Below are 20,756 nucleotides of genomic sequence, written 5' to 3'. Positions count from 1 at the left end.
GGGCCCGGACGGGTCCGGCGCACCGCCGTGTCAGCCGGTCCAGTCCCGCGCCCGCAGCGGCATCCCCGCGTCCCCGGGCTCCGGGGTCCGGACCGCCAGCACCTGGTTGACTCCTATGCGGTTGCGCTCGAAGGACAGCGCCGACGCGGCCATGTAGAGCCGCCAGACCCGGGCCCGGCCGACGGAGGTGAGCCGCGCCGCCTCGTCCCAGTGCCGCTCCAGGTTCTCGACCCAGCTTCGCAGCGTCAGCGCGTAGTGCTCCCGGATCGCCTCCACGTCCCGGACCTCGAACCCGGCCTCCTCCAGCTGTCCGACGGTCCGGCCGACCGGGGCCAGCTCACCGTCCGGGAACACATACCGGTCGATGAACTCATCGACGTGGTACGCCTCCTCGTCCACGACCGGCCGCCGGGCGATCTGGTGGTTGAGCAGCCGTCCACCGGGCTTGAGCAGGGAGTACAGGGCCGCGGCGTACTCCGCGTACTGGGTGCGGCCGACGTGCTCGGCCATCCCGACCGAGGAGATCGCGTCGAACGGCTCGTCGTGGATCTCGCGGTAGTCCTGCACCCGGATCTCGATCAGGTCGGCGAGCCCGGCCTCGGCGATCCGCTTACGGGCGAAGCCGGCCTGCTCCTCGGAGAGGGTGATGCCGACCGCCCGGACGCCGTACTCGCGGGCGGCGTGCAGCACCATCGAGCCCCAGCCGCAGCCCACGTCCAGCAGCCGCTGGCCCTCCCGGAGGCCGAGCTTGCGGCAGATCAGGTCGAGCTTGTCGCGCTGGGCGTCCTCCAGAGTGGCCTGGGGGCTCTCCCAGTAGGCACAGGAGTAGACCATGGACGGGCCGAGGACCAGCGCGTAGAAGTCGTTGCCGACGTCGTAGTGGTGGCTGATGGCTTCCTTGTCGCGCCGCAGGGTGTGCAGCGGTCCGCGGCGGCGTCGGAGCTCTTCCGCGGGCGGGGCCGGCGGGACCGGGGCGCCGGCCAGGAGGAGCAGTTCCCGGGCGGCGGCGCGGATCTCCGGGCGGGCCAGGGCGCGTACGAGGGCGGCCCGCGACGGTCCGGGGGCGTCGCTGCGCTCCCAGATGAGCCCGGCGAGCCGGTCGAGCGCTTCGTAGAGGTCGCCTTCGATGTCGAGGTCGCCGGCCACCCAGGCGCGGGCCAGGCCGAGTTCGCCCGGCTTGAACAGCAGCCGGCGCAGCGCCCGGCGATGGCGGATCACGAGGGTCGGTGCCCCCGGCGGGCCGGACTCGCTGCGGTCCCAGGCGCGGATGCGTACCGGGAGCGGTGCGCCCAGTACCTCCTCGGCGAGCTTGGTGAGCCGTCCAGCGGCATCGGCCATGTCGCACACCTCCGTGTTGACGAGTCGGGCGAAGAAGATTCACCCACCACGTAAACGCCAATGGGGCGCCCAGTTAGTCCCGTTCACACGTAAGAGAACCGCACACCGCCCGCTTTGCGCCAGAGTGGACACGCCAAAGGGCGCCCGCCCCACGGATGGCGGACGCCCTTCGGGCTGGTCGGAGTAGCCGACCGGGAATTCAGGAGGCCTTGGCCTTGGTCTTGTCCCCGGCCTCGGCGGCGGTCGGCGGGGCCGGCGCCGGCTTGGCGGCCTCGTAGAACTCCTCGCGGGGGTTCTCCATGGCGCCGAGCGAGACGACCTCGCGCTTGAGGAACATGGCCAGCGTCCAGTCGGCGAAGACCCGGATCTTGCGGTTGAACGTCGGCATCGCCATGCCGTGGTACGCGCGGTGCATGTACCAGGCGAGACGGCCCTTGAGCTTGATCTTCATCTTGCCCATGACGATCATCGCGACGCCCTTGTGCAGGCCCAGACCGGCGACCGCACCCTTGTTGGCGTGGCTGTACTCCTTCTGCGGGAAGCCCCGCATACCGGAGATCACGTTGTCGCCGAGGATCTTGGCCTGCCGCAGCGCGTGCTGCGCGTTCGGCGGGCACCAGGCGTTCTCGTTGCCGTTCTTGCGCCCGACCAGGTCCGGGACCTGGGCGTTGTCGCCCGCGGCCCAGATGTAGTCGGTGCCCTGCACCTGGAGGGTGGTGTCGGTGTCGACGTGGCCGCGCGGGCCGAGCGGCAGACCGAAGCGGGCCAGCGCCGGGTTCGGCTTGACGCCCGCGGTCCACACGATGGTGTTGGAGTCGACCTCCAGACCGTTGTTGAGCTTCACGTGGCCGTCGACGCAGGAGTCCATGCCGGTCTTGAGGTAGACCTCGACACCGCGGCTCTCCAGGTGCTCCTTGCCGTACGCACCGAGCTTGGGGCCGACCTCGGGGAGGATCTTGTCGGCGACGTCGACCAGCAGGAAGCGCATGTCCTCGCGCTTCACGTTGTTGTAGTACTTCGCGGCGTCGCGGGCCATGTCCTCGACCTCACCGATGGTCTCCGCACCCGCGAAGCCACCGCCGACGAAGACGAAGGTCAGCGCCTTGCGGCGGACCTCCTCGTCGGTCGTGGAGTCGGCCTTGTCCAGCTGCTCCAGCACGTGGTTGCGCAGGCCGATGGCCTCTTCCACGCCCTTCATGCCGATGCCGTTCTCGGCCAGGCCGGGGATCGGGAAGGTGCGGGAGACCGCGCCCATCGCGATGACCAGGTAGTCGAAGGGCAGCTCGTACGCCTCGCCGACCAGCGGGGCGATCGTGGCGACCTTGCGGTCCTGGTCGATGGTGGTGACCCGGCCGGTGAGGACCTCCGCCTTGGGGAGCACGCGTCGTAGCGGCACCACGACGTGGCGGGGGGAGATGCTGCCGGCAGCAGCTTCGGGGAGGAAGGGCTGGTACGTCATGTACGAGCGCGGGTCGACGACCGTGACGGTCGCCTCGCCGTACCGCATCTGCTTGAGGATGCGGCGTGCCGCGTACAGGCCTACGTACCCACCGCCTACAACGAGGATCCTGGGACGCTCCGTGGTGCTCATGCAATCGAGTATCCACCCCCACATGGGGGGTCGCTCGTGAGCCCCTTCACAAGCACCGAAGGGGCATCTGCTACACTCCGCCGGCTTCGTGACCGACGCCATAGTCCAAAGCGGAACCACTGTAGGACGCAAGGCGTTGGAGACCCCTGTTGATCAGGCGTTGTTCCGGCGTCACGGCCCGTCGGGCGGCTGAACCACCGCCTCCGCGGGCGCCTCGGCGCGGCGTACGGAACCGCGCATTCGCCGGGTCGAGAAGACCTAGGACCTTCGAATGAGGGCCGAACGCTGAGATTGTTCGTCCAACGACAGGCTTTTTCATGTGAAGGATTTCACGAACTTTCTTCGCCGGCCCCTCCGCGAGGCCCGCCGAAAGCCCCCTGAAAGCCGCTCAGACAGGCCGCCGGCCCGCTCAAAAAGCCGGGCGGCAGAGGCCGTTGCCGGACCTCTGCCGCCCCGTGCTCACCTCAGCCGGCGAGGCTCCAGGCGATGCCGTCGAGGATGTCGTGCTCGCTGACGACGACCTCCGCCGCGCCGGTCCGCTCCATGATCGACAGCAGCACCAGCGCACCCGCGGCGATCACGTCGACCCGGCCCGGATGCATGACGGGGATGGCCGCGCGCTCGGCATGGGTGGAGGACAGCAGCCGGTCGGTGATCTCGCGGACCTTCGCCAGGGAGATCCGGGAGTGGTGAATGGCCTCGGACTCGTACCGGTCGAGGCCCAGCGCGATCGCGGCGACCGTGGTCACCGAGCCGGCCAGCCCCACCAGGGTGGCGGCCTCGCGCAGCGGGACGGTCTCCTCGGCCCGGTCCAGCGCCGTGGCGACATCGGCCTTTATCGCGGCGATCTGGCCCTCGGTGGGCGGGTCGCTGATCTGGCCCTCGTGCACCAGATGCCGCTCGGTCATCCGGACGCAGCCGACGTCGACCGAGCGGGCGGCGCGGACGGACGCGTCACCGAGCACGAACTCGGTCGAGCCGCCGCCGATGTCGACCACCAGGAACGGCCGTGCCAAGTCGGCGCGGCCGGTCAGCTCCTTGGTGGCGCCGTTGAAGGAGAACTCGGCCTCCTGGTCACCGGTGATCACCTCGGGCTCCACCCCCAGGATGTCCACCACCCCGCGGACGAAGTCGTCGCGGTTCTCCGCGTCCCGGGAGGCGGAGGTCGCCACGAAGCGGACCTGTTCGGCGCCCAGGCCCTTGATCACCGCGGCGTACTCCCGGCAGGCCGCGAAGGTGCGCTCCAGCGCCTCGGGCGCCAGCCGCCCGGTGCGGTCCACGCCCTGGCCCAGCCGGACGATCTGCATCCGGCGGTCGAGGTCCTTCAGCTCACCCGTTGCCGGGTCGGCGTCCGCGACCAGCAGCCGGATGGAGTTCGTACCGCAGTCGATGGCGGCGACCCGCTTCACGTGGCGTCTCCTTCGGGGGCGTCCCGGTCTCCGGTGGTGTCCTGGCACGGGGTCACGCACGGCCCCTTCTTCCACCACTCCGGCAGCATCGCGAGGGCCTCGTCACCGAGCGGGTTGACGCCCGGCCCGGCCGCCAGCGAATGGCCGACGAGGACATGCAGGCACTTGACCCGGTCGGGCATGCCGCCCGCGCTCGGGAAGCCCGCCAGCACCTCGATGGCGTCCCGCCGCCGGATGTAGTCCTCGTGGGCCGCCCGGTAGGCGGCGGCGAGCTCCGGGTCGGTCGCCAGCCGTTCGGACATCTCCTTCATCACGCCGTTGGCCTCCAGCGTGCCGATCGCGGAGGCCGCGCGCGGGCAGGTGAGGTAGTAGAGCGTGGGGAAGGGCGTGCCGTCCTCCAGGCGCGGCGCCGTCTCGACGACATCCGGCTGGCCGCAGGGGCAGCGGTGCGCGATGGCGCGCAGCCCGCGGGGCGGGCGGCCGAGCTGCTCCTTGAAGGCGGCGATGTCCGCGGCGGTGGGCTCGGTGGGCTCGGTCTGGGGCGGGGGGGTGTCCATGTGCGCTTTCGGTGAGGTGAGTGGTGTGGAGGGGGCGGTGCGGCGCGGCGGGCCGTCCGCTGTCGACAGTACGGGCTGCCGCCCGCCGGCGGTACGGGCCGGCGTCACCGCTTGTCGGCGGCGTCGACGGCGTCCCACAGATTCTCGTACCAGGGACGCTGCGCCGCCCGCGCCCCCTTGGGTGCGGGACCGGTGCCGGAGCCGTCCGGGACGATGTATCCGGCCTCGCCCGGCATGACGTAGTGCAGATGCCGGCGGGCCTGCTGGCGTACGAACGCGGGGTCCTGCCAGCGGGCCTTCTGCTCCCGCAGCCGGTCCAGCGCCGCACCGGCGTCCTGGGCCTTGCGGCGCTGTTCGGCGATGTCGGAGCGCTGGGAGACGTACTGCCTTATGGGATACGCGAGCGCGACGACCAGGGAGCACATCACCAGCGCCAGCAGGGCGGCACGGCCGGTGAGGCGGTTGCGGCGGGGCGGGCGGGCGCGGTAGACGCGGGCGGCGGCCTGCTCGCCGAGCGCCTTGAGTCGGGTCGCGGTCGAGAACCGGTCCGCGGGCACGTCGTCTCCCCTTCACTGACGGACGCCTGACTGCTTCAAGCAGGTACGTCCCCGGCAACGGTACGGGACCGTCGCCGGGGACGTACGGGGCGCGGGGCGATTGCCTCGCCCGTTCAGCCCCTGCTGCCCTGTCCGGCTGGCAGCGGGCCGTCTTCGTCAGCTGCCGTGGCGGAAGCGCGGGAAGGCGGAGCGGCCGGCGTAGACCGCGGCGTCGTCGAGGATCTCCTCGATGCGCAGCAGCTGGTTGTACTTGGCGACGCGCTCGGAGCGGGCCGGGGCGCCGGTCTTGATCTGGCCGCAGTTGGTGGCGACGGCGAGGTCGGCGATGGTGACGTCCTCGGTCTCACCGGAGCGGTGCGACATCATGCACTTGAAGCCGTTGCGCTGGGCCAGCTCGACGGCGTCCAGGGTCTCGGTCAGCGAGCCGATCTGGTTGACCTTCACCAGCAGCGCGTTGGCGGAGCCCTCCTCGATGCCGCGGGCGAGGCGCTCGGGGTTGGTGACGAACAGGTCGTCGCCGACGAGCTGGACCTTGGCGCCGAGCTTGTCGGTGATGACCTTCCAGCCGGCCCAGTCGTCCTCGAACAGCGGGTCCTCGATGGAGACCAGCGGGTAGGCCGCCACCAGCTCCTCGTAGTACTCGGTCATCTCGGCGGCCGAGCGGTCCTTGCCCTCGAACTGGTACTTGCCGTCCTTGTAGAACTCGGAGGCGGCGACGTCCAGCGCGAGCGCGATGTCCTGGCCGGGGGCGTAACCGGCCTGCTTGATGGCCTCCAGGATGAGGTCGAGGGCCTCACGGTTGGAGCCCAGGTTCGGGGCGAAGCCACCCTCGTCACCGAGACCGGTGGACAGGCCGCGCTCCTTCAGGACCTTCTTGAGGGTGTGGTAGACCTCGGCGCCCCAGCGCAGCGCCTCGGAGAAGGACTCCGCGCCGATCGGGGCGATCATGAACTCCTGGATGTCCACGTTGGAGTCGGCGTGCGAGCCGCCGTTCAGGATGTTCATCATCGGGACGGGCAGCACGTGCGCGTTCGGGCCGCCGAGGTAGCGGAACAGCGGGAGGTCGCTGGCCTCGGAGGCGGCGTGCGCGACGGCGAGGGAGACGCCGAGGATGGCGTTGGCGCCGAGCGAGCCCTTGTTGTCGGTGGCGTCCAGGTCGAACATCGCCTGGTCGATCAGCCGCTGCTCGGTCGCGTCGTAGCCGACGAGCTCCGGGCCGATCTGCTCGATGACGGCCAGGACGGCCTTCTCGACGCCCTTGCCGAGGTAGCGGTTCGGGTCGCCGTCGCGGAGCTCGATGGCCTCGAAGGCGCCGGTGGAGGCGCCGGACGGGACGGCGGCACGGCCGGTGCTGCCGTCGTCGAGGCCGACCTCGACCTCGACCGTGGGATTACCTCGCGAGTCGAGAATTTCGCGGGCTACGACGACGTCGATCGACGGCACGTTGTCTCCTTCGTGGGTGTCTGGCGTTCTGCGCATGAGCCTAACGGCCCCGGGCTCGTCCGCCTGCCCTTGGCCCGCTCCGTGGGACGGAACACCCCCGAAAACCTGCCCAAAGGCCCAGTTCGCGGGACGTTTGGCACATTGTTCGCCGAAGGGGAAACGTGGCGGAACAGTGCCGGTCAGCGGCCTGCCGGCGGCCGGGGGGCTTGGGAGCGGTCCGGGACACGAGAAGCCCCGCCACGGCGCGCTGGGGGGAAGGGCGCGCCGTGACGGGGCGGTCTCACGGAGGAAAGAGGGGCCCGCCGCTCGGGCCCTCAGGAGCCCCGGTGAGCTCCGGCTCAGACGTTGAGCTGCTGACCCGGGATGATCAGGTTCGGGTTGCCGCCGATGACCGACTTGTTGGCCTTGTAGACGGACTTCCAGTCGGTGCCGTGGGCCTTGGCGATCTTGGCGAGGGTGTCGCCCGCCTTGACGGTGTAGTTGCCGTGACCGGTGGACTTGCGCTCGGCGGACCGCGAGGCACGGTCCTCGGACGGGGCCTTCTTGGCCTCCGGCTCGGCCGACTCCTGCTTCGGCGCGGACTTGGTCTGCGTGGAGGTGTCGACGTCGGGGGACGGACCACCGGCGGTCAGGTTGCCCGCACCGGCGCAGGACCAGGCGCCCGGGCCCTGGATGGCGAGGAGCTTCTCGGCGGCGGCGATCTGCTGGGCCTTGCTGGCCAGGTCGGCGCGCGGCGCGTACTGGGTGCCACCGGCGGCGGCCCAGCTGGAGTTGGAGAACTGGAGGCCACCGTAGTAGCCGTTACCGGTGTTGATCGACCAGTTGCCGCCGGACTCGCACTGGGCGACCTTGTCCCAGGTGGCGACGGAGGCGGCGGAGGCGGAGGTGGCGCCCATCAGCGGCACGGCCACGGCGGCACCGGCGACACCGGCGAGGGTGGCGACGCGGACGGCCTTGGAGGGACGACGGTGCTTGCCCTTGAAGATCAGCATGGTTCGTTCGTTTCCTCACCGACGCCTGCGAGGTGAGCTGTCGGGTTCGGACTGATGAGTCGCCCGGCCGTGTGCGCAGGACGCACGTGGCTTCACCCCAAGCCGGTTGACCCGTTTTCACGGGCGGGGCCGGCACAAATCCTGGGTCCCCCGCTCCTGCCTTCGGCGCTTGCGCGTCAAGTGCCTTCGACCACCGGCAGGATTCGGCGTGTGATCGAAGGGCCCGCTTTGGCGAGCGATCCTGACGTTAAGCAGTAATGCCCTTGGGGTTCAAACCCCACCATCTGAACCAAGTTGACCGTTTTTGATCACGGGTTGGTTACATATCCGCAGGTGAGGCCCGGTATGCCGGTGTTGCGCAGACCGGACCCCACCGGAGTCAACGAGACCCTTGTCTCACTTTCCCAAAAGAGGGCGAAGGGTGCCGAACTACCCCGCGTTCCGCCCGAGATCGAGCTGCTGGCCGGGCTGGATCAGGTCCGCGTCGGACCCGATGACGCCCTCGTTGCGGTCGTACAGCGCGCTCCATCCCCCGGGCAGCCGGTGAGCCACGGCGATGGCTGACAGGCTGTCACCCGGGCGCACCGTGTAGTCGCCGTCGGCCGCCGGGCCCGTACGGTGCGCGTCGTCGCCCCGCGAGGCGTGCCGGCCGCCGGACCTGCCGTCGTCGCTGCCCTTGGCGCCCTCGTCGCCCGCCTCGCCGCGGTGCTTGCCCTTGGTGGGCACCTTGTGCGGCGTGCCGGTGCTGTCCGTACGGCTGCCGTCCTCGGACGGGTCCGTGGAGGGGCTGCCGGACGGGTCGTCCTCGGACGGGTCGGCGGACCGCGACGGGTCGTCGTCCCGGTCGCCGGGCGTCGCCGGGTCGGACGGCTCCGGGCTCGTGGACGCGTCGCCGGGCTCGCCGGAGTCCGAGGGGTCGGGCGAGGGCGTCGCGTCGGACGGCCGCCTGTCCGCGTCGCCGTGCTCGTCGCGCGGCGCGTCGTCCTGCCCGGCGGAGTCCCCGTCGTCGTGCGACCGGGACGAACCGGAGGTGTCCCAGGGGTCGAGGGAGCCCTGGGAGTCCGACGGGTCGGGTGCGGGGGTGCTGGTGCTGCCCGGGTCGACATCCGGGGCCTTGCCGTCGCCGGTCAGCCCCGCGTTCACGGCGCAGCTCGGCCAGGCGTCCGGCCCGCGGTCGTCGAGGATCGACTCGGCCACGGCGATCTGCTGGGAGCGACTGGCGTAGTCGGGCCGCGAGGCGTAGGCCGAGCCGCCGTAGTTGTCCCACATCTCCTGGGTCAGCTGGAGGCCGCCGTAGTAGCCGTTGCCCGAGGCGGCGCTCCACACGCCGGCGCTCTCGCACTGGGCGACCTTGTCCCAGGTCGCGGTGTCGGCGGCGTGTGCGCCGCTCGCCCCGAGGAGGGGGAGGGCGAAGCCGGCGCCGGTCACTCCCGCCGTGACAAAGATGGCCGGTGCCTGACGGGGGCGACGATGTCGGCCGTTCCCGGAACGCATGCGGATGCCTTTCGCGCGGCGGTTGAGTTGTTCGACGAGCTCTTCGAGCTGCTCGACGGAGCCTCCGGCCGGCCGACGCACGCGAGCGGCACCGTTACACCGGTCCCCCACATCACCGCTTCGACCGATCGAGTGAAGCCAGTCGATCGTCGGGTCGAAAGGTAGCCGGGGTCTCGGGTAGTCACAAGTCGGTGTAGTGCGGATCACGTAATGGTCACGCGGTTGACTCTGCGTCACATTTTGTCTTGTCGCTGGTCAGGGCCGATCCGGAGTGAACTCCACCGGAAGTGAACGCAGTCCGCGCATGATGAGTCCGCCGCGCCAGCGCAAATCATCCGGTTCCACCGCAAGCCGGATGTCCGGGAGCCGGGTCAGCAGGGTCGCCAGCGCGGTCTGTCCTTCGAGCCGGGCGAGCGGCGCGCCCAGGCAGTAGTGGATGCCGTGCCCGTATCCCAGATGCTGGTTGTCACGCCGGGTCAGATCGAGCACATCCGGCTCGTCGAAGCGTGCCGGATCGCGGTCGGCGGCGGCCAGCACCACCAGGACCGGGTCCCCCTCGGCGATCCGCTGCCCGCCGAGCGTCAGCTCCTCGGTCGCGAACCGCCAGGTCGCCAGCTCCACGGGGCCGTCGTAGCGGAGCAGTTCCTCGATGCCGGTGGCGAGCAGCTCGGTGTCGCCCGCCGCGATCGACTTCTGGAGCAGCTCCCGCTGGGCGGGGTGGCGCAGCAGCGCGTAGATGCCGTTGCCGATGAGGTTGACGGTGGTCTCGAAGCCCGCGAAGAGCAGGATGAAGGCCATCGCTGCGGCCTCGTTCTCGGTCAGATGCTCCCCGTGGTCGGAGGCCCTGATCAGGGCGGAGATCAGATCCTCGTCCGCCTCGGCGGTGTCGCCCAGCGACGCGCGCTTGCGGTGGATCAGCTCGGCGAGATAGCCGCGCATCTTCTTCACGGAGCGGGCGACGCCGCCGCGCGGCCCTCCGCCGTGCCGGATCATCATGCCCGCCCAGTCCCGGAAGTCGTCCTGGTCCTCGCGCGGCACCCCCAGCAGATCGCAGATCGCGTAGATGGGCAGCGGGAAGGCGAACTCATGGATCAGGTCGGCCTCCCCGGCGCCGCCCGGTTTGGCGATCATGGCGTCGATGAGCCGGTCGGTCAGCTCCTGGACCCGCGGGGCGAAGGCGGCGACCCGGCGCGGGGTGAACGCCTTCGAGACCAGCCGGCGCAGCCGGGTGTGGTCCGGGGGGTCGATGTTGAGCAGATGCGTCATCAGGTTGGCGCTGCGCTCCCCCGGGATGCCGACCTTGCCCTTGCCGTGCGCGGCCTCGCTGTGATGGACCGGGTTCTTGGACAGCCGGGCGTCGGCGAGCGCCTGCCGCGCCTCCGTGTACCGCGTGACCAGCCACGCCTCGACACCGCTGGGCAGCTCGGTCCGGTGCACCGGCGCATGCTCGCGCAGCCAGGCGTACGCGGGGTACGGGTCGGAGGCGAACTCCCAGGTGAACAGCGCGGGGGCGGGCCCGGCGGCGGGGCAGCCCGCGGGGGCGTCGGCGGCGGTGGTGTGGGGCTTGTCGTGCACCTTCCGACCGTAACCGCTGGGCGCACAACGGCGCGCCCGCGTACCGGGCGGGGCCCGGCCAGGGCCTGTCGTCGCAGTCCCGTCGTGCGCCGCGAGGCAGGCGGGGCTTCGAAGACGGGCCCTACGCCACCTCCACCCCCAGCCCGGTCAGAAAGGCCACCGCCGCCGGCGACGGGCCGAGGCCGCTCCACACCACCCGCTCGGTCCGCTCGGGCGCCGGGCGCACCCGCACGATGTGCAGCCCGGCCAGCTCGGAGGCGATGGCCTCCGGGACCATGCCGACGCCCAGGCCCGCCCGCACCAGCTTCGCCAGGAACTCGACCGTGGTCACCTCGAACGCCACCTCCGAGGTCAGCCCCGCCGCACGGAACGCGTCATCGCGCTGCCGGCGGGCCGCCGACCCCGCCGTGAAGTCGACGAAGGTCTCCCGCGCCATCCGCGACAGCGTGGTCCACTCCCGCCCCGCCAGCGGATGCCCCGGCGGCACGACGGCGACCAGCTCGCCGCGCGCCAGCTCCTTCTCCCGTACGCCGACGGTGCGGGCCGCGGGCACCAGCCCGACGAAGGCGACGTCCAGCACGCCCTGCCGCACCTGTTCGATGAGCTCATCGCTCATGTCGGTCTGGAGACTGATCCGCACCTGCGGGCACCGCGTACGGAAGGCCCCCAGCTCACGGGCGAGATCCACGGCCGCGACGGTGGTGATCGCGCCGACCGCGAGCCGGCCGCGCACCTCCCCGGTCGCCGCCGCCACCTCGGCGCGGGCCCGTTCGGCCGCCTCCAGCGCCTGCCGGGCGACCGGAACGAAGGCCTCCCCGGCGGCGGTCAGCCGGACACTGCGGCTGGTCCGGTCGAAGAGCCGGGCCCCGAGCTCCTTCTCCAGCCGGGCGATCTGATGGCTGAGCGCGGACTGCACCACATGACAGCGCTCGGCGGCCCGGGTGAACCCACCGGTCTCGGCGACCGCGACCACATACCGCATCTGCTGAAGCTCCATGACCACCGACTCTAAAGCCATTGATCTGCATCCACGATCAATGCGATGACAACAATGTGTTGGACTCATGGATCCCCCGGCCCCAGGCTGGACCGTGCCCGCCGCCGCGGTGGCGGTGGGCGCACCGAGGAGGTCAGGTCATGGAGACCGAGCACATACCGGAGCCGGACGCCGGGGACTCCCCCGCGACGCGACCGGGCCTGGGCCGCGGCACCCTGCTGCTGATGTCGGTCGCCACCGGGCTCTCCGTCGCCGGCAACTACTTCGCCCAGCCGCTGCTGGACGTCATCGGCCGCGATCTGCACCTGTCCGCGTCCACCGCCGCACTGGTCGTCACCGTCGCCCAGGTCGGCTACGGACTCGGGCTGCTGCTGCTCGTCCCGCTCGGCGATCTGCTGGAGCGGCGCCGGCTGGCCGTCACCCTGACCGCGGCGACCGCGGTCTTCCTCACCGTCACGGCGAGCGCCCCCAACGCCGCCCTCCTGCTCACCGGCACCGCCCTGACCGGTCTGGCCTCGGTCGCCGCCCAGGTCGTGGTGCCGTACGCGGCGACCCTCGCGGCGCCCGCCGAGCGCGGCCGGACCGTGGGCACCGTCATGACCGGACTGCTGCTCGGCATCCTGCTGGCCCGTACGGCCGCCGGGCTGCTCGCCGAACTGGGCGGCTGGCGCACCGTGTACTGGGTCAACGCGGCGCTGATGCTGCTGATGGCCGTGCTGCTGCGGCTCCGGCTGCCGGCCCTGCGCACCACCGTCGGGCTGCGCTATCCGGCGCTGCTGCGCTCCACGCTGGCGCTGTTCCGCCAGGAGCCGGTGCTGCGGTGGCGGGGCGCGCTGGGCGCCCTGACCTTCGCGGGCTTCAGCGTGCTGTGGACGGCGCTGGCGTTCCTGATGTCCGGGCCCTCCTACGGCTGGCAGGAGTCGGCCATCGGGCTGCTGGGGCTGGTCGGCGCGGCCGGCTCGCTGTCCGCCTCGGTGGCCGGACGGCTGGCGGACCGCGGCCTGGCGCACCGGGTCACCGGCGCGGCGGCGTTCCTGCTGCTGGGTTCGTGGGGCCTGCTGGCCCTCGGCGGAGCGGGCGGCGCCTGGTCCCTGGCCGCGCTGCTCGCCGGGGTGATCATCCTGGACCTGTCCGCGCAGGCGGTCCACATCAGCAACCAGCACCTGGTCTACGCGGTGCGCCCCGAGTCCCGGAACCGCCTCAACTCCGCCTACATGACCAGCTACTTCGTGGGCGGCGCGGTCGGCTCCGCACTGACCTCGGTGGTCTGGGGCGCCGCGGGCTGGTACGGGGTGTGCGTGCTGGGCGCGGTGCTGGCCGCCGTGGTCGTGGCGCTGTGGGTGCTGGAGCGCATGCGACGCCGGGCTGCCGGCGGGGGCCGGAAGGGGCGGGCCACCGCAGCCGACGTACCGGCGCCGTCGCTCACGTCCACCCGTTGATTGTCAGCGCTTACTCGGCACTGCCCTCGGCGGCCACCACCGCATCGCGGTAGGCCCGCGCCGCCGCGCGCAGGGCGGCCTCCGGGTCGACGCCCTCCGCCTCGGCCCGTACGGCGAGCGCCAGCAGGTCGTAGCCGATGCCCTCCCCGGCCGGCGGCGCGACCTCGATGCCCGCCGTCCGCACCCGCGACGCCAGCTTCGCCGCGAGCGCCAGCCCCGGCTGGGCCAGCGGAATCCCCTCGGTCACCGACTCCCGCTGCTTCTCCTCCGCCTTCTTCCGCAGCCAGTGCGCCTTGACGTCCTCCGGGGTGGCCGCGTCCTCGTCCCCGAAGACATGGGGGTGGCGGTGCAGCAGCTTCTCCACGAGCGTGCCCGCCACATCGTCGATGGAGAACGGCTCGTCCGGATCGTCCTGCGCGATCCGGGCATGGAAGACGACCTGGAGGAGCACATCCCCGAGCTCCTCCCTCAGCTCCGCGCGGTCGCCCTCCTCGATGGCCTCGACCAGCTCATACGCCTCCTCGATGCCGTACTTGGCAAGATCGCGGTGCGTACGGACGCTGCTCCAGGGGCACTCGGCGCGGATCTGGTCCATGACCTGGACGAGATCGAGCAGCCGGGCACCGGGCAGGTCGTAGGAGCCGGGCAGCAGCTCCAGATCCGGCATGGTCTCCCGGCCGGAACCGGCCAGCCGTGCCAGCCCGTCGGTCAGCGCACTCTCACCGACCGCCGAGGTCAGCACGACGGCCGTACGGGCCTCCGGCACGCAGTAGTCGACCAGTTCGCGGGCGGCGGGCGCGGCGGTCTCCACCTCGATACCGGCCTCCCGCAGATAAGGCAGCTGCGGATGATCCGGATCGGCGCTCACCACACGGTCGGCCGCCCGCAATATCTGCCATGCGGGCCAGGACAGGAGCCCGGGGGCGACCCGGTGGCTGGTGGTGAGCAGAACCAGGCGTCCGGTACCGGCACCCTCGGGACGGGCGTCGGCGCCGGTACCGGCGGCGGAGGCGGAGGCGTCAGCGTTCACGCCTCGAACGTAACGCACGGCACTGACACCGATCGGTGGCGGTGGGTGGGCGGGGCTGACGAAGCTGACGGGGCCGACGGCGGGCGGGCCCCGGCCCCGGCCGCCGGCCGTCCACCCGTGCGCCGGTCAGGCCTGCTGCTTCGCGGGCTCCCGGGTGATCCACGGATCCTTGGTCTCGCCGAGGATGACCTGCTGGTCGTCCCACTTGCCGAACCGCGGATTGACGTCGATCCCCATGGAACGGGAGGTCTTGGCCAGCGCGCGGGCGAGCTTCTGCTGCCCCTGCGGCGCGCGCCGGTCCGCGTGCAGATGCTCGGCGACACCGTCGAGCAGCAGCTGATTGCGGACCATGGCGTCGATCTCGTCCGGGGCCACACCCTGCTGAAGCCACATCGCCTTCAGCCGCTCGGCACTGCCGGCCTGCTTCTCGGCCCGGCCCCGCCACTTCTGGATGTCACCGCGGCTGACCGTGACCCCGGCGTCCCGCGCACCGCGCGCCAGCACCTCGTCGAAGATCATGCCGTTGAGCGTGGCCAGGCTCAGCCGCCCGGTGCTCATGATGAGCTGCCCGCCCTGCGGGGACTTGGCCTGCGCGGCACGCACGTCCTTCACCTTCGCCTGGAGCTGCGAGACGGTGATCCGCTTCCCGTCCACGATGGCCGCGGCACCGGGATGGGCGTCATTGCCGCACGCGGCCAGCAACGGGGCCGCGGCCAGCAGAGCGGCGGTGGCGGATACGGAGAGCGCTGTCCTTCGGCGGAACACATGGCCTCCCGGCAGATCGTGCGACGGAGTCTCGACCTTGATTGATCGATGCTATGGAGTCGGCGTGGCCCAGGCCACTGCTTCGGCCAACGATCTGTGCCGGAGTCGGTTTCTGCTCCGCTGTGCTCTCACCACGCGTCGTCTGCCGCGATCCGTTCCGCCCGGGTCCGCGAAACGGTCAGTGCCGCCGGTTCCTCCGCCGGCCACTCCCGGCTTCCTCGTCCCCGTAAGTAGATGACGCCCTTCCGGATGTCGGTCACGACCGCCCGGCGCCCCAGGCCGTACTCGACCTCATCGCCCACTTCCGGGCGCTGTCCGAGGCTCACTACGCGGCCTCGATCGTGTCCAGGGCGGTCGTCCACTCCACTCCGCCGCCCTCCGGCGAAAGCCATGCCACGGGCGGTGTGTCCGGGACCTTGAGGACCGGATCAAGACTGCCGCCCTGCACGTCGGGGGCGAGAGCGCGGAGGACGCCGACTCGGTCACCGTGGGCATGGTCGATCACGCGTTGGCCGAGCAGAGGGTGCGACCAGTGGCCCAGGCCGAGCGCCCGGTGCTGCGACGTCGTCTTCATCGGAGAGTCCTTCCCGAGAGTCCTGAGGCGAGACGGTCCGCGAAGCGAGGTGACGCCGGACCGCGAAGCCACCACAGCGTCCGAAAGCCGACGGAATTCCGTAAGCACCTGAGAGCTGCGGGCAGCTTCGCTCAGCTAACGCGACGGCAAGGGGTCACGGTTAGTGCGTTCCAGCAGGCCCCTCGTCGCACGCCTAGGGCGATTTGACCGCCTATTGGCCTGACTGCCGGGTGCTCCGGGCCCTACCGTGCGGACATGGACACCACGCGGAATCAAGCGCTCACAGCGTGGATGGCTGAGCACGGCTACAGCTCCAACTCACTGGCCGACACGGTCAATCGGGCCGTCGGTGACCTCACCGGACGGACCGGAGGGCTGGACGGGTCATCGGTACGGGACTGGAAGGCGGGGCGGGTCCGCTGGCCGAAGTCCGCCACCCGGGCCGCCCTGGAGAAGGTCACCGGTCTACCGGCCACCGCTTTAGGGTTCGTGCCCCGAGGCCGCGCCGCACCCGCCCCGGCACCATCGCAGGAGGACCCCGTGAATCGCCGCAGCTTCCTCACCGCCACCGCGGCTTCCGCCGTCGCACCCCTCCCCACCGCCGCCGCACCCCACCGCATCGGCATGTCTGACGTCGCCCGGCTTCAGCGGAAGTTCGCCGCTGTTGTGGCCGGGGACCATCAGCACGGCGGCATGCGCGGCATCGAGACCCGCGCGCTCGAACTGGCCGCCGAGGCCATGGATCTTCAGGACAGTGGGTCTGCCGGTCAGCGGGTGCGCAGTCATCTCTATGCCGTGGCCGCGGCCTTCACGTCCAGCGCCATGTGGGCAGCGATCGACGGGCGCCGCTTCGATGCGGCACAGCGGCACCACGACAGGGCCTCCCGCCTGGCGGGAATGTCCGGCGACCAGGCGATCCTGTTCCGGATCTGGTCGCACGCCGGAACTCTGTACCGGCACCTGGGCCGCCCGTCGGACGCACTCGCGGCCAACGACGTGGCGCGAAACCTCTCCCTTGCCCGGCGTGATCCGCTCTTTGGCTCCCTGGGGCACGCCCGGCATGCTGCCATCCACGGCACCACTGGCGACCGGTCAGCGGTACGCCGGTCACTCGGCCATGCGCAGGAAGCGCTTGACCGGGCGGAGAGCGCTGTGGCTCGGCCGGTATGGCTCGAAGCGTTCTACGGCCAGTCCGAGTTGGACAGTCTCGCCCTCGCCGCGCACCTCGCCCTCGGCGAATGGGGCACGGCGGAAGCGCACGCCCATCGCAGCCTGGCAGCGCTTCGCACCCACATGCACCGGTCTCGCGCCATCACCACGGCACGACTTGCCCGCGCTCAGCTCGGACAAGGAGATCTCGAACCCGCCGTTTCCACGGCGACGAGCATCCCTCACGCAGCCGTTCGCCATCCCCGTATTTCCGGGATGCTCCGGGCATTCGGTACCCATCTGCGCGAGTGGGCGCCGCAAAGCCCACACACCCACACATGGACGCAGTACGAGCGAGAGGCTCTGGCATGACCGCACCCGTCAAGCTTCAGCACTACACAGCCTTGCCGCGCGCCCGGCAGAAGCTCATCGACCTGTACACGGATGTACGGGCAGAGCTGCTGCACCTCCCGAACTACCGCGCGGACGTGTTCGCCGAGCGTCTCGACCGCCATGCCGCTGAACCCGGCTGGCAGGGCGTCATCGCCTACGTGGGCGATGCCGCCGTCGGCTACGCCTACGCCAACACCATCGAGCCCGATGACCGATGGTGGGCGCGGATGACCACACCCGTTTCCGCGCTCTACACAGCCGCTCCCGCGGTTGCGGTGAAGGAGATCGGGGTGACAACGCCGTGGAGGGGAAAGGGAGTTGCCCGTCGCATCCACGATGATCTGCTGGCCGACCGGAGCGAACCGTACGCGACCCTCATGGTGAACCCGGCCGCAGGGGACGGGAAGGTTCAGCAGCTCTACGAGGGATGGGGGTACACAGTCATCGGAGAGGTGCAGCCGTCGCCGGAGTCACCGGTACTGGCATGCATGGCCCGCCCGGTGCGTGACGGCGCAAAGTAGCTGACCGACCCAACTGCCCGGCCCCGCCACGCCGGCATAACGCCCGTGGCTCAGAAGGGCGGCCACCACGGGCGAAGGGCCAACTCGACGAGCTTCGGGGCGCACATCACTGCCAACGCCAGGACGGCAAGCCGTAGGCGCCCCTTGCGCCACGCCAAGATCGCTATGGCGGCGGACAGGGCGAAGGTGAGGACGAGGGCGATGACGCCTGGATTTCGCCAGCCGTCGCGCCCGGTCGCGCAGGCGATGGTGCCGAACACCGCCAGCCCGGAGGGGACGAGGGCGAACCGTCCGAGCTTGGACCGCTTGACCGCCTCTGACTGGTCAACACTCACCGGCATGCGTCCTTTCGATGTCAGGCCACCGCATTGTGGCAAGCCGCTTAATGGCCTGCTGACGCTCGTGTCCGGTGGGCCGGGGCGGGTGGGTGGTGCCCCTCTTCACCCCTGCACCCTCCCCAGCCAATACAACGTCCGTCGCAGTTCCTCCGGGAAGGGGTGGTGGGGGCCGTGGAGGCGTTCGGCGTCGTGGAGGAGGCGGGTGAGGGTTTCGTGGGCGGCGCCGCGTTCGCCCTGGGCCAGGAGCAGGTGGCCTATGGAGCGGCGGATTTCCAGGGGGCGTACGGGGTCGTCGGCGTAGTGCTCGAAGTAGGGGAGGAGGGCGCGGTACTCCTCCAGGGCCTGGGCGACCTCGCCGAGTTGTTCCAGGCACTGGGCGGCCTCGTAGTGGAACTGGAGGGCCTGGCGGGTGGCGCCGGCGCCGGATTCCTGGCCGAACTCCTCGGCCAGCAGGCGGAGTTCGGGCAGGGCACGGCGGTACTGGCCGTCGTCCATGAGGGTGGCGGCGTACTGCTTGCGCAGGGAGCGGACGACCGGGGAGTGGGCGCCGTGGCGTTCGGCGGCGGCCGGCAGGATGCCGCCGAGGATGTCCACGGCGCGGGTGATCCGGCCCTGGTCGAGCAGGCTCTTGACCTCGTCTACGGCGGCGGCGACGTCCGGTCCGGAGGTGGCGGCAGGTGCGTAGGCGGGGGCGGGAGCAGGGGGAGCGGTGGAGGGGGCCGGGGTGTGGGGGACGGCTGCGGAGGTCCAGGCGCCGGGGCGGGAGGTGGCCGGGGCGGCGTGGATGGCGGAGGTGCGGGGGTCCGGGGCCGGGGGCGGGGTTGCGGCCGGGCGGGAGGAGCTGCCTTGGCGAGGTACGAGGCCCGGCCCGGTGGGAGGCGGGGACACCGGTACTTGTGGGGTGGAGAGGGCGGTCGGTGTCGGGGCGGCGGCCGGGGAGCCGGCGGAGCGGGTCGGCCAGGGGGCGTGGGGCTGGCGGAAGGGGCGGGTGGGGTCCATGGGGGCGAGTGCGGGCGGGGGTTGGGTCGCGTGGGGGCCGGTGGTGGCTGTGGGGAGGAGGGGGGCCAGGGCCTGGTAGACCTCTTGGGCGTCGGTGGGGCGGGCCTGGGGGTCCTTGCGGAGGAGGCGGAGGACGAGGGCTTCGAGGGCCTCGGGGACATCGGGGCGCAGCGTGCGTACCGGGACGGGCTCCTCGTGGAGGTGGCGGTGAAGGACGCCGAGGGCCGTGGAGCCGGCGAACGGGACCTCACCGCTGAGGAGTTCGTGGAGCAGGACCCCGAGGGCGTAGAGGTCGGTGTGCGGGCCGACCGCGCCGCCCATCGCCTGTTCGGGCGCCATGTAGGCAGGGCTGCCGATGGGGGAACCGGTGTGGGTGAGGCGGGTGGTGTCGGTGTCCAGGGCGGAGGCGATGCCCAGGTCGAGGATGACCACGGAGCCGTCCGGCCGGATCATGACATTGCGGGGCTTGAGGTCGCGGTGGACGATCGGGACGGCGTGGACGGAGGCCAGTACGGCGCAGAGCTGGGCCGCGACGGAGACCGCCCAGGGCCAGGGGTAGGGGTCGTGCTCGGCGAGGTGGTCGGAGAGGTCGGCGCCCTCGACGTACTGCATGACCAGGTAGAGGTCCTCGTCGTCGCTGCCCGCGTCATGGACGGTGACCAGCCCGGGGTGGTCGACCTGTGCGGTGACCCGGCATTCGCGGACGAAGCGGCGGCGCATCTCCTCGCCGTCCGGGGTGCCCGCGACCCGGTCGGGGCGCAGCAGTTTGACGCCCACCCGGCGGTCCAGGCGGCGGTCGTAGCCGATCCAGACCTGGCCCATCCCGCCCTGGCCGAGCAGCGCGGAGAGCTCGTAACGCCCGCCGATGACCCGGCCGTTCACCGGCCCTCCTCCTTCCGGAGGTAGTCGCTGAGCTCATCGAGCTCGGCCCGCACCCGGTCGATGCGCTGCGGCGGCTGGAGCCGGTCCGGAGGCGGGGCATACGGGCCAGTGGGCGGCGGTGCGGGGTGGGGCGGTGCGGCCGGTCCCCCTGGCTGGGGCAGCCGGGTCTCGGTCAGGGCGTACGGGTTGACGGGGGTGGCGCCGCCCGGTGCGCCGTACGGCTGGGGCTCCGGGGCGTGGTGCGGGACCGGCGCCGGACCGTACGGGTGCGGCGGCGCCCCGGCGGCCGGATAGCCCGCCGGGCCGGCGCCGTAGGCGGCCCCGAAGCCCGGCGGCGGCTGCCCGTACGGCTGGCCGGCCGGCCGTGCCGCGCGCAGGTCGACCACGAGGTAGTAGGCCACCGCGGCGGCCATCTGGAGCAGGATCACGGCGACCGCGACGTCCGTGTGCCAGTCCGTTTCGGGATAGCCCCCGGACCACATGATGGTGGCGGCGAGCAGGGCCACATCGGCGCCGAACAGCCACCATCCCAGCGGCCTGCGCTGGACGAGCGCGGCCCGCAGCAGCGTGGCCCAGGCCAGAAAGCCCAGGCTGAGCACCGCGACGGCCACGAAGAGCACCCGCAGCAGAACGACCGTGCCCGGTGCCGGGGAACGGTACGGCGGAGGGGCCGGGACGGGGCCGTGCATTGCTGCTCCTGACGGATCGTTTCG

Annotated in this window: 19 protein-coding genes and 1 riboswitch; of the genes, 3 read left to right on the top strand and 16 right to left on the bottom strand. The window is 71.6% G+C overall.

The genetic code is table 11. The features are described from left to right. Positions 1-30 precede the first annotated feature (30 nt). The 10 genes from TU31_RS19925 to TU31_RS19880 all read right to left on the bottom strand — a co-directional run bounded on the left by TU31_RS19925 (position 31) and on the right by TU31_RS19880 (position 11,953). Entirely contained in the window at positions 31-1,338 is a 1,308-nt protein-coding gene (locus TU31_RS19925; RefSeq protein ID WP_042156424.1) for an SAM-dependent methyltransferase, read from the bottom strand. 199 nt (positions 1,339-1,537) lie between these two features. Further along, a complete protein-coding gene (locus TU31_RS19920) occupies positions 1,538-2,929 on the bottom strand; it encodes an NAD(P)/FAD-dependent oxidoreductase (RefSeq protein ID WP_042156423.1) in 1,392 nt (463 codons plus the stop codon). 464 nt (positions 2,930-3,393) lie between these two features. Beyond that, complete coding sequence (locus tag TU31_RS19915) at positions 3,394-4,338, bottom strand: Ppx/GppA phosphatase family protein (protein ID WP_042156421.1); 945 nt, start codon at positions 4,336-4,338, stop codon at positions 3,394-3,396. After that, positions 4,335-4,895 (bottom strand): DUF501 domain-containing protein, encoded by a 561-nt coding sequence (locus TU31_RS19910; RefSeq protein WP_042156418.1) that lies wholly within the window; start codon positions 4,893-4,895, stop codon positions 4,335-4,337. The genes TU31_RS19915 and TU31_RS19910 overlap by 4 nt, the downstream gene beginning before the upstream one ends. Before the next feature lie 104 nt (positions 4,896-4,999). Beyond that, complete coding sequence (locus tag TU31_RS19905) at positions 5,000-5,452, bottom strand: FtsB family cell division protein (RefSeq protein WP_042156415.1); 453 nt, start codon at positions 5,450-5,452, stop codon at positions 5,000-5,002. 156 nt (positions 5,453-5,608) lie between these two features. Then, the gene (gene eno / locus TU31_RS19900) at positions 5,609-6,931 is read right to left on the bottom strand and encodes a phosphopyruvate hydratase (RefSeq protein WP_042156412.1); all 1,323 of its coding nucleotides are present in this window, start codon (positions 6,929-6,931) and stop codon (positions 5,609-5,611) included. 302 nt (positions 6,932-7,233) lie between these two features. Further along, a complete protein-coding gene (locus TU31_RS19895) occupies positions 7,234-7,887 on the bottom strand; it encodes a transglycosylase family protein (RefSeq protein ID WP_042156409.1) in 654 nt (217 codons plus the stop codon). A gap of 7 nt (positions 7,888-7,894) precedes the next feature. Continuing rightward, a riboswitch (cyclic di-AMP (ydaO/yuaA leader) is annotated at positions 7,895-8,065 on the bottom strand. 251 nt (positions 8,066-8,316) lie between these two features. Continuing rightward, entirely contained in the window at positions 8,317-9,381 is a 1,065-nt protein-coding gene (locus TU31_RS19890) for a transglycosylase family protein (RefSeq protein WP_042156696.1), read from the bottom strand. A 255-nt stretch (positions 9,382-9,636) separates the two neighbouring features. Continuing rightward, positions 9,637-10,956 carry a cytochrome P450 family protein gene (locus tag TU31_RS19885; protein ID WP_042156408.1) on the bottom strand — a complete coding sequence of 440 codons (1,320 nt, stop codon included), beginning with the start codon at positions 10,954-10,956 and terminating at the stop codon, positions 9,637-9,639. 121 nt (positions 10,957-11,077) lie between these two features. Then, positions 11,078-11,953 carry a LysR family transcriptional regulator gene (locus TU31_RS19880; RefSeq protein ID WP_042156406.1) on the bottom strand — a complete coding sequence of 292 codons (876 nt, stop codon included), beginning with the start codon at positions 11,951-11,953 and terminating at the stop codon, positions 11,078-11,080. Between the two features lie 140 nt (positions 11,954-12,093). On the opposite strand from TU31_RS19880, the gene TU31_RS19875 reads away from it, so the two are divergent. Beyond that, positions 12,094-13,392 (top strand): MFS transporter, encoded by a 1,299-nt coding sequence (locus TU31_RS19875; RefSeq protein ID WP_063770809.1) that lies wholly within the window; start codon positions 12,094-12,096, stop codon positions 13,390-13,392. A gap of 10 nt (positions 13,393-13,402) precedes the next feature. Here TU31_RS19875 and TU31_RS19870 read toward each other — a convergent pair whose 3' ends face one another. The 3 genes from TU31_RS19870 to TU31_RS19855 form a co-directional block, all read right to left on the bottom strand. Further along, positions 13,403-14,422, bottom strand: a complete 1,020-nt coding sequence (locus TU31_RS19870; RefSeq protein ID WP_042156404.1) for a nucleoside triphosphate pyrophosphohydrolase — start codon at positions 14,420-14,422, stop codon at positions 13,403-13,405. Between the two features lie 126 nt (positions 14,423-14,548). Beyond that, positions 14,549-15,187 (bottom strand): SurA N-terminal domain-containing protein, encoded by a 639-nt coding sequence (locus tag TU31_RS19865; RefSeq protein WP_042156402.1) that lies wholly within the window; start codon positions 15,185-15,187, stop codon positions 14,549-14,551. Between the two features lie 325 nt (positions 15,188-15,512). After that, positions 15,513-15,761: a hypothetical protein gene (locus TU31_RS19855; RefSeq protein WP_042156398.1), complete on the bottom strand. Its 249-nt coding sequence runs from the start codon at positions 15,759-15,761 to the stop codon at positions 15,513-15,515. 255 nt (positions 15,762-16,016) lie between these two features. Between TU31_RS19855 and TU31_RS19850 the strand changes: the two genes are divergently transcribed. Together TU31_RS19850 and TU31_RS19845 are read left to right on the top strand one after the other, a co-directional pair. Next, on the top strand, positions 16,017-17,282 hold the full coding sequence (locus TU31_RS19850) for an NsdA family TPR-like regulatory protein (RefSeq protein ID WP_063770808.1): 1,266 nt from the start codon (positions 16,017-16,019) through the stop codon (positions 17,280-17,282). Further along, the gene (locus TU31_RS19845) at positions 17,279-17,824 is read left to right on the top strand and encodes a GNAT family N-acetyltransferase (RefSeq protein ID WP_042156395.1); all 546 of its coding nucleotides are present in this window, start codon (positions 17,279-17,281) and stop codon (positions 17,822-17,824) included. Before TU31_RS19850 ends, TU31_RS19845 begins: the two co-directional genes overlap by 4 nt. 50 nt (positions 17,825-17,874) lie before the next feature. Here the strand turns inward: TU31_RS19845 and TU31_RS19840 are convergent, their stop codons facing one another. From TU31_RS19840 to TU31_RS40285, 3 genes are all read right to left on the bottom strand, one after another. Further along, the gene (locus tag TU31_RS19840; RefSeq protein ID WP_158894572.1) at positions 17,875-18,159 is read right to left on the bottom strand and encodes a hypothetical protein; all 285 of its coding nucleotides are present in this window, start codon (positions 18,157-18,159) and stop codon (positions 17,875-17,877) included. 105 nt (positions 18,160-18,264) lie between these two features. After that, a complete protein-coding gene (locus TU31_RS19835; RefSeq protein WP_042156391.1) occupies positions 18,265-20,043 on the bottom strand; it encodes a serine/threonine-protein kinase in 1,779 nt (592 codons plus the stop codon). Further along, a complete protein-coding gene (locus tag TU31_RS40285) occupies positions 20,040-20,732 on the bottom strand; it encodes a hypothetical protein (protein ID WP_042156390.1) in 693 nt (230 codons plus the stop codon). Before TU31_RS40285 ends, TU31_RS19835 begins: the two co-directional genes overlap by 4 nt. Between the last annotated feature and the right edge of the window lie 24 nt (positions 20,733-20,756).

The sequence above is a fragment of the Streptomyces lydicamycinicus genome (assembly GCF_000829715.2).
Taxonomy (GTDB): Bacteria; Actinomycetota; Actinomycetes; order Streptomycetales; family Streptomycetaceae; genus Streptomyces; species Streptomyces lydicamycinicus.
Note: the sequence above shows the minus strand (reverse complement) of the source record. Positions and strands in the feature narration are given on the sequence as shown.